Source organism: Cryptosporangium sp. NPDC051539, assembly GCF_044454545.1.
Classification (GTDB): Bacteria; Actinomycetota; Actinomycetes; order Mycobacteriales; family Cryptosporangiaceae; genus Cryptosporangium.
On the sequence record NZ_JBITDV010000012.1, the window covers coordinates 272375 to 285114 of the forward strand.

Genomic DNA, 12740 nt, shown 5'->3' on the forward strand with positions numbered 1-12740 from the left:
GCCGGGACCGTTGCTCACGGGGCGGTGAAGCCTGCGGCCTCGAGAACCTTGGTGCCGTCGGCCGAGAGCACGTACTCCAGGAACGCCTTCGCGCCGTCGGCGTTCGGCGCCTTGCTCAGCGTGGCGATCGGATATTGGGTCGACGCGTTCTGGCCGGCCGGGATCTCGATGCCCTCGACCTTGCCCCCCGAGGCCTGGACGTCGGTCTTGTAGACGATGCCCGCGTCGACCTCGCCGAGCGAGATCGTGGTGAGGACCGACTTCACGTCCGCTCCGAGCGTCTTCGGCGTGACCGTGATCTTGGCCTTGTCGAGGATTTTCTTCGCGGTGGCGCCGCAGGGGACCTGCTCCTGGCAGAGCGCGATCTTCAGACCGGGCTTCGACAGGTCGGCGAGCGCGGCGACCTTGCCCGGGTTGTCCGGTGGCACCGCGATCTCCATCGTGTTCTGCGCGAACGTCTTCGGGTCGGCCACGTCGCCGGCCTTCACCGCCGAATCCATGTTCTTCTGGCTGGCCGACGCGAAGACGTCGGCCGGGGCGCCCTGGCCGATGCTCTCGGCCAGCGCCGAACTCGCCCCGAAGTTGAACTTCACGGTGACGCTCGGGTGGGCCTGCTCGAACTGCTTGCCGAGCGTCGTGAACGACTCGGTGAGCGAGGCGGCGGCGAAAACGGTGATCGTGCCTTTCAGCGAATCGGTACTCGCCTCGGTCGATGAGCTGCTCGACGTGTCGGTGCTGTCGCTCGAGCCGCAACCCGTCAACAGCACCGACGCGGCGGCGGCGAGAGCGACCGCGAAGAGAGCCGGTCGGCGCACGGTTACCTCCGGAGTGATCAGGGTGGGCGGGCTAGTCGGGCTGACGGGGGACTTCGATGACGACGTTCGTCGACTTGACCGCGGCGACGGCGAGCACACCCGGCTGGAGGCCGAGGTCGTCAGCCGATTCGCGGCTCATCAGCGAGACCACCCGGTGCGGGCCGGACTGGATCTCGACCTGCGCCATCACCCCGTCACGCAGGACCCGGGTGACGATGCCGGTGAAGCGGTTCCGTGCGGACTCCGCGACGATCGGCGCGCCGAGGCCGGTGCTGCCGTCGTCGGCGGCGATGTCGGCCGCGAACGCGGCGAGGTCACGCCCGTCGATGGCGAGCCGGGAGCCCGGTTCCTTGATCGTCGGCAGCTTGCCGGCATCGGCCCAGCGTCGAACCGTGTCGTCGCTGACGCCGAGCAGAGCAGCGGCTTCACTGATTCGGTAGGTCGGCACCGGTCAACGCTAACACCGCACATGCGGCCAGCACCCCCGGATCGATGACGCGGATTCGGAGCGCACGCGGTGATTTGCCGCTTCTGCGGAGAGGATGCGCCGATCGTTACCCGATCGCGATCCCGCCGCTCGGCTGACGTGCGAGATACGAGTCGAGCACGCGCTCGCAGTCGGTGACGATTTCCGCCTCGGTCGTCGTCCGATCGATGATCGCGGCCATCAGGACGCGACGCATGGACCGGCTGATCGACCGGATCTCGTCGTCCGGCATCGGCGGACGGATCCGCCGGAGCGGCTCCTCGACCGCCGCCGAGACGCTCGCGAGACTGGCCTCGAGCGACTCCTCGTACGCCTCGAGCCCCATTTCGACGGCCGCGTGGAACGCCGGTCGGGCCACCGTGACGCACCGGGCGATACCCCGGAGCTTCAACCGGACGTAGCGCTCGGGGTCGGTCTCCAGCAGCGGGGCGAAGGCGGCGTTGAGATCGGCGCAGTAGCGACCGCCGAAGTCCCCGGTCAACGGGTGCAGCACGAGTTCGCGTTTGGTCGGAAAGTAGTGGTACAGACCACCGACGGACAGGTGTGCGGCGCGGGCGGCGGCCTTCATGCTCAGCCGCCGGTATCCCGTCGCGTCGACGAGCGGCGCGACGGCGAGGTAGATCTCCCGGCGGCGCAGCGTGTGGTCCTCGGGCGGACGCCCAGGTTTACCGAACGACACGGTCAGTTCCTCCCGGCATCCCCGTCGAAGCTCGCCCATCGGCGCGGCGTCGCTCATCGTCGATGGTGGACCCCGGCCGCTGAATCAGCAGTCATCCAGGCGACAGGGGCCCTCCATCTCCAGAAGGGACGTCAGTGCAGTGGCACGCTTCCTGTTCGCCGCCACCCCCGCGGCCGGACACGTCAATCCGGCCCACCCGCTCGTGCGGGCGCTCGCCGACCACGGCCACCGGGTGCGGTTCACGACCGGCCGCGCGTACGAGGACGGGGTGGTCCGGGCCGGGGCCGAGTTCGTCCCGCTCCCGGCGTCCCTCGACCACAGCCTCCGGCCGATCGACGAGATCCTGCCCGAGCGAGCCCGGTACAGCGGGGTGAAGCAGTTCCTCTTCGACCTGGAGCACCTGTTCATCGCGCCGGTCGCCGACCAGGTCCGGCACCTGCGGAGCCTGCTCGCCGAGGAACCGGCCGACGTGCTGGTCGCCGACACCGCCCTGCTCGCGGCGGCGCTGGTACGTGAGCTCGGCGGCCCGCCGGTCGCCACGTTCGGGATCACCGCGCTGGCGTTTCCCAGCGTCGACGCGGCGCCGTTCGGGCTCGGGCTGCCACCGGCCTCGGGGCTACTGGGCCGGACCCGCAACCGGCTGCTCAACACGTTCGTCCGCACGACGATGTTCGCCCCGTCGGCGCGCCTGCTCGACGCCCAGCGGCGTGCGGTCGGCCTGCCGCCCAGGAACCGCACCGCGGTGGAGATCGGGACGCCGCCGGACCGCTTCCTGCAGCTCTCGCCGTCGGGCTTCGAGTACCCGCGGTCGGACCTGCCGTCCTGGGTCCGGTTCGTCGGCCATCCCGATCCGCTGCCGCCCGCCGATCGGGCCCGGCCGGCCTGGTGGGACGAGGTCACCGCCTCCGGACGTCCGGTCCTGGTCGTGACCCAGGGCACGGTCGCGACCGACCCCGCGCAGCTGCTGAGTCCGGCGCTGGCCGGTCTGGCCGCGGAGGACGTCCTGGTCGTCGCCGTGACCGGCGGCGCCGACCCGTCGGTACTCGAGCCCGTCCCGGCGAATGCCCGGGTGGAGCGGTACGTGCCGTTCGGCGAGCTCTTCCGGCACGCGTCCGCGGTGGTGACGAACGGTGGGTTCGGCACCGTGCAACTCGCGATCGCGCACGGGCTGCCGCTGGTCGTGGCCGGCAAGTCCGAAGACAAGGCGGAGGTCTCGGCCCGGGTCGCGTGGTCCGGCGTCGGCGTCGACCTGCGCACGCAGACGCCCTCGGAAGCCCAGATCCGCACCGGCGTCCGTCGCGTGCTGGCCGAACCAGGGTTCGCCGCGGCGGCGCGCCGCCTGCGGGACGAGTCCGACGGCGCGCACGCCGCAGAGCGCGCCGCCACCGAGCTCCTGACGCTCGCGAACGCGACCGCACACCGAGGAGAAGGAGGCGCCGGGCCGCAACGCTGCGACCCGGCGCCGAGGCCGGAGTCAAGGTCCGGCCTCGTGGCTCCCGCACGCCGCCGGCCTGGCGGGACGGGAACGTCGGGGAGCGTCAGTCCAGCGGACGCATCCTGATCGTCACGCCCTTCTCGGACGTGTACTCCTTCATCGCCTCGTAGCCGCCGCCCTGGCTGAACCCGCTCTCCTTGGCCAAGTTGAACGGGAAGCCGATGATCGCCGAGTTCGCGAACTCGTTCACCGACACCTGCCCGGAGCGGACCTCCTGGGTGACGCGCAGCGCCCGCGACAGGTCGTTCGTCCAGACGCTGACCAGCAGGCCGTACGGGGTCGCGTTGACCCGGTCGATCGCGTCCCGGGCACCGCGGAACGACTCGGCCGCCAGGACCGGGCCGAAGATCTCCTCGCGGACGATCGGCATGTCCGGCGTGACGTTGTCGAACAGCGTCGGCTTGACGAACCAGCCGTCGGTGCCGCCGGGGCCGCCGGTGACGACCCGGGCCCCGGAGGCAACGCCGCCCTGCAGGAAGCCGGCCACCCGATCGTGCTGGAGACCGTTGACCAGCGGACCCATGTCGAGGTCCTCGTGCCACGGACCGGCCTTGACCGCCTCCATCGCGGCGGCCAGACGGGCCACCACGTCGTCGTAGATCGGCTCCTCGATCAGCAGACGCGAGCCCGCGTAGCAGTTCTGGCCCGCGTTCTCGACGATCGACTCGAGGATCTGCGGCACGGCCGCGTCCAGGTCGGCGTCGGCGAAGACTACGTTGGGTGACTTTCCGCCGAGCTCCAGCTTCACCGGGACCAAGTTCTTGGCGGCTGACGCCATGATCGCCCGGCCGGTGGCCGAGGACCCGACGAAGCTGATGTGGTTGATACCCGGGTGGCTCGTCAGCGGCTGACCCGCCTCCGGGCCCAGGCCCGTGACGACGTTCAGAACGCCTGGTGGGAGCCCGGCTTCCTCGGCCAGTGCGGCAATGCCGAGCGGGCTCATCGGCGCGTACTCGGACGGTTTGAGGACGACCGTGTTGCCGGCGGCGAGCGCCGGAGCGGCGTCGGCCATGAACAGAATGGCCGGCACGTTCCAGGCGATCACCATCGCGCAGACACCCAGCGACTCACGCAGAGTGAAGCCGGTGTTGTCGGCCGAGCGGGACGGGAGCGTCGCGCCGTGGAGCTTGTCGGCGGCACCGGCGAAGTAGCCGAGGATGCTGCCGGCGATGTAGATGTTGGTGCGGGCGTCGGAGAGTGGCTTGCCGACATCCTGGGCCTCGTACCGGGCGAGTTCCTCGACGTGTTCGAAGATGAGCTGCGACCATCGGGCCAGGATGGCTCCGCGGTCGGAGGGGTTCATCCGCGACCAGCCGTCGTACGCGCTGCGGGCGGCCGCCACGGCGGCGTCCACGTCAGGGGCGGTGGCTCGGCCGACGGAACGGAACGGCTCCCGGGTGGCCGGGTCGAGTACCGGCAGGGCCTCACCGGACGCCGGGGCTTGCCAGCCACCGGCGATCAGCAGTCGGTTCTCAGGGACGTCCAGCACGCTCATACCGGGAGTCTTGACGTCTACTATCTCGGAAGTCAAGATGCCGTCTCGCCATAGTGAGTTATCGGAGATCCTCGTGGACATCACTGTCGCCGCCGTGACCAAAGAGAAGACGTTCGAGTTGCGGCCGGCGCAACTGGAGGAGCCGCGCGCCGACGAGGTGCTGGTCCGCCTGGTGAGCGTCGGTATCTGCGCCACCGACCTGCACTTCGCCACGTTCCTGCCGACCAACGCCGTGCTCGGGCACGAGGGCGCGGGGGTGGTCGAAGCGGTCGGGGCCGGGGTCACCGACGTGAAGCCGGGTGACGCGGTGGCGCTGGCGTTCACGTCCTGCGGCGTCTGCAAGCAATGCCGGACGGCTTCGCCGTCGTACTGCGCGCGGTTCGACGCGCTGAACTTCGCCGGGGCCAGGGCCGACGGCTCGTCCGCGATCCGGATCGACGGGCAGCCCGTTTACGGACACTTCCTCGGTCAGTCGACGTTCGCCACACACGCGGTCGCGAACGTGCGCAGCGTCGTCAAGTTGCCGGAGACCGCCGACCTGCGGAACGTCGGCCCGTTCGGGTGCGGGTTCATGACCGGTGCCGGTGCGGTCCTCAACAACCTGAAGCCGGGCCCGGAGAGCGCGCTCGCGGTGTTCGGGGCCGGGGCGGTCGGCCTCGCGTCGGTGATGACCGCGGCCGCGGCCGGTGTCCCGACGATCGTCGCGGTGGACATCAGCCCGGGGCGTCTGCAGACCGCACAGGAGGTGGGCGCCACGCACGTCCTCGACTCGCGCGACGGTGACGTCGCCCAGCGGATCCGGGCGATCGTGCCGGACGGGCTCGACGGCGCGGTCGACACCACCGGTCGCGCCGACGTCGTCGCGTCCGCGGTTGCGGCCCTGCACACTCGCGGCACCTGCGCGGTCGTCGGAGTCGGGCCGAGCGAGAACGTCGAGATCGAGTGGCGGACGCTGCTCAACGGCCGGACGGTCACCGGCGTGATCTCCGGGAGCGCGGTGCCTCAGGTGCTGGTGCCCCAGCTGCTGGCCTGGCAGGAGGCCGGCCGGTTCCCGGTCGAGAAGCTCATGGCCCACTACGAGTTCGAGAACATCAACGAGGCCGCCGCCGCCACCAAGCGCGGAGAAGTAGTCAAAGCCGTCCTCACGTTTTAGGGGGCGGCCCGCCCAGAACGACGCTGACAGCCGCGCCACACGACTTGAGTACAACGGGTACACGGCGTCGAGTGGCGCGGATGTCAGCGTCGCCCTGGGCGGGCTCCAGGTTCGGGCAACAAAACAAGGGCTCCGGGTTTGTGCTCTTGCGGCACGCAGTTGTGAACAGTTCGTTCTGGGTGGCGTCCGGACGAAGGCTCTGAGCTGCGGGGACGCAGGAACGCACCAGGTTGCCGGACGGCGACGGGAAGCGATTGACGGCGCACTCGGTGCGACCTACCGTAAGCGGCAACTCCGGTGGCGCGGCCGGGGCAAACACCGCGCACCAAGCTTCAGATGCCAGGAGTTGGCAGTGGAAGCAGCACGACCGACGGTCGAATTCGACCATCACGCCCCGGAGTTCACCGCAGACCCGGTGCGTCATTACGCAGATCTCCGGGGCAAGTGCCCGGTCGCCTGGACCGAGTCCTACGGCGGCCACTGGGTCACGACCCGGTACGACGACATCGCCCGGATCGCCCGGGACGACGCGACGTTCTCGTCGGCTCGCCACAGCGAGGACGACGGGATCCAGTTCGTCATCCCCGAGAGCAAGGCACTCCCGCAGTACCCGATCGAGCTCGACCCGCCGCGGTCGACGCCGTACCGCGAGCTGATCAACCCGCTGCTGACCAAAAAAGCGGTCGACCAACTCGTCCCGATGATCGCGAAGCACGTCACCGAGGTCATCAACGCGTTCGTCGAGGACGGGCGCGCCGACCTGGTGCACCAGCTGACGAACCCGGTCCCGACCGCGGTGACGCTCGACTGGCTCGGGTTCCCGCGCGAGGACTGGAAACGCCTGGCCGGGCCGATCCACGACCTGTTCGCGGCGATCCCGGGCAGCGAGCGCGAACAGCGAGGGGGCGCGGCGCTCGGCTTCATGGGCGAGCGGATCGTCGAGCTGATCAACGCCCGGCGCGCGGAGCCGAAGGACGACGCGATCTCCTGGCTCGTCCGGCACGGGGAGAACTTCTCCGACGACGAGCTGGTCAGCGTGATCTTCCTGCTGGTCGCCGGCGGCGTCGACACGACGACGGCGCTGACCGGCTCGACGCTGGTGCACCTCGCGACCCACCCGGAGGACCGGGCCCGGCTGCTCCGCGAGCCCGCGCTGCTCGACGTCGCGACCGAGGAGTTCCTGCGGAAGTTCGCGCCGTCGCAGTCGATGGCCCGGACGGTCATGAAAGACACCGAGATCGGCGGCTGCCCGGTCGCGCACGGCGATCGGGTGCTGATCCCGTGGGTCGCGGCGAACCACGACCCCGAGATGTTCCCGGAGCCGGACGAAGTCGTCCTCGACCGTGACCCGCGCGGGCACTTGAGCTTCGGCATCGGGACGCACCGCTGCGCGGGCGCGCACCTAGCCCGGGCGATGTTCCGCGAGATGATCACCCAGGTCCTCGAGCGGTTCCCGGACTTCACCCTCGCCGCGCCGGCCACCCCGACCGAGTCGTGGGGCAACCAGTCCGGCTGGGACGCGATCCCGGTGACGTTCACGCCGGGCGCGAAGCGCGGCACGCCGGTCGCGAAGGCCGAGGCCAACCTCGACGTCCAGGTCCTGACGCTGGACGCGGTGGAGCGGGTCGCCGACGGTGTGGTCTCGCTGCGCCTGACCGGCGACGGCGAGCTCCCGGCCTGGGAGCCGGGCGCGCACATCGACCTGATCCTGCCGTCGGGCAAGGTCCGCCAGTACTCGCTCTGCGGAGACCCCGCCGAGAAGTCGGTGTACCAGGTCGCGGTGCTCCGCGAGGTCGCCGGGCGCGGCGGGTCGGTCGAGGTCCACGAAGGCCTGACCGCCGGAGCCTCGGTGCGCGTCCGCGGGCCGAAGAACCACTTCCCGCTGTTCGACGCCGAGCGGTACCTGTTCGTCGCGGGCGGTATCGGCATCACGCCGATCAGTGCGATGGTGCGCGCGGCCGAGGCCGCGGGCAAGGACTGGACGCTGCTCTACGGCGGCCGTACCCGGGCGTCGATGGCGTTCGCCTCGGCGCTGCACGACGAGTACGGCGACCGCGTACAGCTCATCCCCCAGGACGAGCTCGGCCATCCCGACCTCGCCGGTGCCTTCAGCCGGGAAGCGGGAACCACCAAGGTCTACTGCTGCGGCCCCGAGGGGTTGCTCACGGCCGTGGAGGCCACGGTCGGTGACCTGGAGTTGCACGTCGAGCGGTTCACCGGCAGCGGCACCGACCGGATCGCCCCGATCCCGGCCGACGCCCGTGCGTTCGAGGTGACGCTGGCCCGCGCCGGGCGGACCGTGCCGGTGCCGGCCAACCGCACGCTGCTCGAAGCCGTCCGCGACGTCGTGCCCGGCGTGCCCTACGACTGCGAAGAGGGCTTCTGCGGCTCGTGCGAGACCCGGCTGCTGGCCGGGCGGGCCGAGCACCGGGACAGCATTCTCTCCGCGGCCGAGCGGGCCGACGGCAACACGATCATGATCTGCGTCAGCCGGTGCGCATCCGACCGGCTGACGCTGGATCTGTGACGTGGGTAGGTCGCTCCTACAGGCGCGGGCCGCTGCCGAGCTCCTGGGTGAGCGAGCGGCACACCCGCAGCAGCGACTGCGCGGCCGGCGAGCTCGTCTCGTCGGCCACGGCCGCGGTGGTACCGACGATCGCCATCGTGGCGACGATCGCGGCGTCCTGGAACACCGGCGCGGCGATCGTCCGGACGCCGTTGTCGACCGGGGTGTTCACCGAGATGCCGTTCTCCCGGATCGCCTCCAGTTCTTGCCGGAGGTCGGGGCTGCGGCGGAGGAGGGCACCCAGGCCGCCGATCTCGTCCTCGTCCAGGAATGCGCAGAACACCCGTCCCTGCGCCGACCGGGACATCGACAGCCGGGCCCCGGTGCGGACGCTGATCCGCACCGTGCGGTCGGTGTTGTCGTCGACCCGGACGACGACCGCGGTGTCGCCGTCCCAGACCGAGAGCACCACGGTCTCGCCGGCCTCGCGCACCAGCTCCTCCATGTACGGGCCGGCGATCGTGATGATCGGCAGCCCGGCGCGTGCGGCCGCGGAGAGGGTCAGCACCTGCGGGCCGAGGGAGTACAGCGCCTCCCGTTCGTCGTAACGCAGCAGGTTCACCGAGCGCAGTGCCTTCGTGTACCGGTGGGCGGTGGCTTTGCTGGTACCGAGCCGGGCCGTCAGTTCGTTCAGGCTCAGCCTCGGCCTGCCGACGCTGAAAGCGCCGAGGATCGTCGCGGCGCGCTCGACGGCCTGGATCGCCGGGGTCCCGCGCTCGGCACGGGGCAGCTCGTCCGCCTCGCCGGAGGCGAAGTAGTCAGCCTCGGCCGGGGCGGGGGAGACCGGGGCGATTTCGGGGACTGGCTCAAGCATGGGGTGTCCTTTTTGTGGCCGCGCACGGTCACAGCACTCATCTCAGAAGGCGTGATGCTATCAACCCAGCCGACATCGTCGGCCCCGTTGACACTTACGCACTTTGCAAGACAGCATGTCGTAATGCGAGATGGCATCTCCCACAACGAGGACCGATGATGACGCAGACAATGGCTGAGGGTCTGGTCGATACCGGCCACGGAGGCCTGATCGCGCAGGACTGGAACGCGCTGACCTTCCGGGTCAACCGCGAGGCGTACCGCTCGGCGGAGGTCTTCCAGACCGAGCGCGACCGGATCTGGCACCACTCCTGGCTCTATCTGGGCCACGAGACCGAGATCCCCAGGAATCACGACTACAAGGTCCGGGTGCTGGGCGGTAAGCCGCTGATCTTCGTTCGTGGTGGCGACGGGGTCGTGCGGGCGTTCCTGAACTCCTGCCCGCACCGCGGCACCGTGGTCTGCCGGGACGAGCAGGGCAACTCCCGCAACTTCCAGTGCTTCTACCACGCCTGGACGTTCAACTCGTCCGGCAAGCTCTCCGCGCTCCCCGGAGACGACGCCTACGCCGAGCTCGACCGGTTCAAGGGCACGATGGACCTGCGGCCGGTGGCGAAGCTCGACATCCACGAGGGGTTCGTGTTCGTCTCGTTCGACGAGAACGTGCCGCCGCTGCTCGAGCACCTGGGCGAGGCGGCCGACGTCCTCTCGATGGCCGCCGAGCAGTCGGCCACCGGCATGACCACGCTCCCGGGGATCCAGCGCTACGGCGTCAAGGGCAACTGGAAGCTCGCGGTCGAGAACGCGATGGACGGCTACCACTTCTCGCCGACCCACAACACGTTCGTGGGCTACCTGCGGGAGACCGGCTTCCCGGTCACCGACGACGACCAGTACGCCTACGATCTCGGCGGCGGGCACTCGATGCTGGTCCTGACCGGGCACAACGGCCGGCTGGGCATGATCTGGGAGCCGCGCTTTGGCGAGGCCGAGAAGACCCGCACGGAAGAGAACCGCAAGGCGATGGCCGAGCGACTCGGCCAGGAGCGCGCCGACGAGATCGGCAACGCCAGCCGGATCCTGTTCGTCTGGCCGAACCTGCTGTTCTTCGACCTCGAGGCGCTGACGATCCGGCAGCTCGAGCCGGTCGCGCCCGGCCGCACCGACGTCCGGGCCTGGCAGTACGTGCCGACCGACGAGGACGACGACGTGCGCGCGATGCGCCTGAAGACGATGACCAGTTTCGTCGGCCCCGGTGGCCTGGCGACGCCGGACGACATCGAGGCCTACGAGGCCGTCCAGCGCGGCATCGAGGCCAGCAAGGGCGACGCCCGCGGCTTCAACGACTGGAGCGACATGTCCCGGGGCATGGAGCGCGAGTCGAAGGGCGAGAAGGGCCGCTCGATCGACGAGGGCGCCATGCGCAGCTTCTGGCGTCACTGGGACAAGTCGCTGGGCCAGGTTCCCGGCGTCGACGCCACCACGTACGAGAGCGGATGTTGATGAGCGCCCCAACCGTCAGTGTGACCAGGGAGAACGCCGAGGACTTCCTCTACCAGGAGGCCATGCTGCTCGACGAGTGGCACCTGGACGCCTGGCTCTCGCTCTTCCAGGAGGGCGGCACGTTCGAGGTGCCGACCACCGACTACAAGGGCTGGGACCGCACCGGCGGCGGGTTCTTCGTCCTCGACGACTGGGACCTGCTCAACGCGCGCGTCAAGCGGCTGAAGAGCCGGAAGGCGCACGCCGAGAACCCGCACTCGCGCACCCACCGGATGGTCACCAACGTCCGCCTGATCGACGGCAGCAACGGGCCCGAGATCAAGGCGAACTTCATCATCAACCGGTTCCGCGACCTGACCCACCACGTGTACGTCGGCCGGTACCACCACGACGTGGTGCTCAACGACGAGGGTGAGCTGAAATTCGTCCACCGCCGTGCGTACCTCGAGCACGAGATGCTCGAGCCGGGCGCCCGGCTGAGCTTCATTCTCTGAGGGGAGCGTCATGATCAGGCACGTCCTCGCGTTCCGGTTCAAGCCGGACGTCCCGGCCGAGACCGTGGAGGCGGTGCTAGCCGAGCTGGAGACGTTCCCGAGCCGGTACCCGCAGATGCGGAGCTTCGTGCTGGGCCCGAACATCTCCCAGCGCGACACCCGCATGTCGCACGTGTTCACGATCGAGTTCGACGACGAAGACGATCTGAAGTCGTACCTGAACAGCAAGTCGCACGAGACGTTCGTGCGCGAGCGATGGCGGCCCGTCATCGACCAACAGACGATCGTCACGCTCGAAGCGTCGTCGCCGTTCCGATCGGAGAACCCCGTGCCCGAAATCAACCGCCCCCGCGGCCCGTACGGCATCCAGTTCGCCCGGCTGGCGACGCCGGCCCTCGACGAGGCGATCGAGTTCTACACCTACCTGGTGGGTCTCCAGCTGGAGGCGCGCACGGACGAGTACGCGCAGTTGCGGGCCGACAAGGAACACCACTCGATCGAGCTCGTCAGCGACCCGAGCCTGACGATGTTCCAGCCCCTCGCGATCGGCCTGAGCGTCGAGTCCGAAGAGGTACTGGACGACCTGGAGAAGCGGCTGCGCACCGAGGGCGCCGAGATCCTGCCGTTGCACGAGCGCACCGCGGCGATCGTCACCAGGGGCTTCGCCACGAAGGACCCGAACGGCCTCACGCTGGAGTTCGGCTACGAGTACCAGGAGTACGCCGAGCCCCCGATGCTCGAGTACCGGCCGCTCGACCTGGTGCACCCGTTCCTCTCGACCGACCGGTACGAGGAGAGCCTGCACTTCTACCTGGACGTGCTCGGCTTCCAGGCCTCGGACTTCGTGATGACGCCGGGCCGCGGCACGTCGGCGTTCATCCGGTCGGAGGACCGCTACCACCACTCGGTCGCGCTGCGCCGCGACAACAGCTTCTTCCTGGCGCACCTGTGCTTCCGGATGAAGAGCCTCGACCACGTCATGCGGGGCCGGGCGAAGGCGCTCTACAAGAACGTGGAGATCGCGTCCGACATCGTGAACCACTCGGCGTCGACGTCGATCGCGTTCTACCTCTACGACGAGCGGTTCGGTCCCCGGATCGAGCTGTGCGACGGCCACCGGGTGTTCACCCCGGAGGAGCACGAGACCCACAAGGCCCGCCGGATGTCCGGCGACCCGCGCAACATCGACGTGTGGCGCGCGGCGGCCGACGACTGGGAGCGGTTCTGACCGAGGGTGATG

The 12740-nt window shown here is 69.8% G+C and carries 11 protein-coding genes; 6 read left to right on the plus strand and 5 right to left on the minus strand.

Annotated features, from left to right (window positions below; translation table 11 throughout):
* Positions 1-14: 14 nt before the first annotated feature.
* The 3 genes from modA to ACIBZJ_RS33340 form a co-directional block, all read right to left on the minus strand.
* Complete coding sequence (gene modA, locus ACIBZJ_RS33330) at positions 15-815, minus strand: molybdate ABC transporter substrate-binding protein (protein WP_395936783.1); 801 nt, start codon at positions 813-815, stop codon at positions 15-17.
* 31 nt (positions 816-846) lie between these two features.
* The gene (locus tag ACIBZJ_RS33335; RefSeq protein ID WP_395936785.1) at positions 847-1263 is read right to left on the minus strand and encodes a molybdopterin-binding protein; all 417 of its coding nucleotides are present in this window, start codon (positions 1261-1263) and stop codon (positions 847-849) included.
* 106 nt (positions 1264-1369) lie between these two features.
* The gene (locus ACIBZJ_RS33340) at positions 1370-2038 is read right to left on the minus strand and encodes a TetR/AcrR family transcriptional regulator (RefSeq protein ID WP_395936787.1); all 669 of its coding nucleotides are present in this window, start codon (positions 2036-2038) and stop codon (positions 1370-1372) included.
* An 82-nt stretch (positions 2039-2120) separates the two neighbouring features.
* Here ACIBZJ_RS33340 and ACIBZJ_RS33345 point away from each other — a divergent pair, with 82 nt between their 5' ends.
* Complete coding sequence (locus ACIBZJ_RS33345; protein ID WP_395936789.1) at positions 2121-3542, plus strand: glycosyltransferase; 1422 nt, start codon at positions 2121-2123, stop codon at positions 3540-3542.
* Here the strand turns inward: ACIBZJ_RS33345 and ACIBZJ_RS33350 are convergent.
* Positions 3520-4971, minus strand: coding sequence for an aldehyde dehydrogenase family protein (locus ACIBZJ_RS33350; RefSeq protein WP_395936791.1), 1452 nt, complete (start codon positions 4969-4971; stop codon positions 3520-3522). The genes ACIBZJ_RS33345 and ACIBZJ_RS33350 overlap by 23 nt on opposite strands.
* A gap of 73 nt (positions 4972-5044) precedes the next feature.
* Between ACIBZJ_RS33350 and ACIBZJ_RS33355 the strand changes: the two genes are divergently transcribed.
* Together ACIBZJ_RS33355 and ACIBZJ_RS33360 are read left to right on the plus strand one after the other, a co-directional pair.
* Positions 5045-6124 carry an NAD(P)-dependent alcohol dehydrogenase gene (locus ACIBZJ_RS33355; protein WP_395936793.1) on the plus strand — a complete coding sequence of 360 codons (1080 nt, stop codon included), beginning with the start codon at positions 5045-5047 and terminating at the stop codon, positions 6122-6124.
* A gap of 352 nt (positions 6125-6476) precedes the next feature.
* Complete coding sequence (locus ACIBZJ_RS33360) at positions 6477-8651, plus strand: cytochrome P450 (protein ID WP_395936795.1); 2175 nt, start codon at positions 6477-6479, stop codon at positions 8649-8651.
* Positions 8652-8667: 16 nt separating this feature from the next.
* Here the strand turns inward: ACIBZJ_RS33360 and ACIBZJ_RS33365 are convergent, their stop codons facing one another.
* A complete protein-coding gene (locus ACIBZJ_RS33365; protein ID WP_395936797.1) occupies positions 8668-9504 on the minus strand; it encodes an IclR family transcriptional regulator in 837 nt (278 codons plus the stop codon).
* A gap of 155 nt (positions 9505-9659) precedes the next feature.
* On the opposite strand from ACIBZJ_RS33365, the gene ACIBZJ_RS33370 reads away from it, so the two are divergent.
* Genes ACIBZJ_RS33370 through ACIBZJ_RS33380 form a run of 3 tightly spaced genes read left to right on the plus strand, consistent with a single transcriptional unit; the run spans position 9660 to position 12728 of the window.
* A complete protein-coding gene (locus ACIBZJ_RS33370) occupies positions 9660-11006 on the plus strand; it encodes an aromatic ring-hydroxylating dioxygenase subunit alpha (protein ID WP_395936799.1) in 1347 nt (448 codons plus the stop codon).
* Entirely contained in the window at positions 11006-11500 is a 495-nt protein-coding gene (locus ACIBZJ_RS33375; protein ID WP_395936801.1) for an aromatic-ring-hydroxylating dioxygenase subunit beta, read from the plus strand. The genes ACIBZJ_RS33370 and ACIBZJ_RS33375 overlap by 1 nt, the downstream gene beginning before the upstream one ends.
* Positions 11501-11510: 10 nt before the next feature.
* Positions 11511-12728 carry a Dabb family protein gene (locus ACIBZJ_RS33380; protein ID WP_395936803.1) on the plus strand — a complete coding sequence of 406 codons (1218 nt, stop codon included), beginning with the start codon at positions 11511-11513 and terminating at the stop codon, positions 12726-12728.
* Positions 12729-12740: the final 12 nt, after the last annotated feature.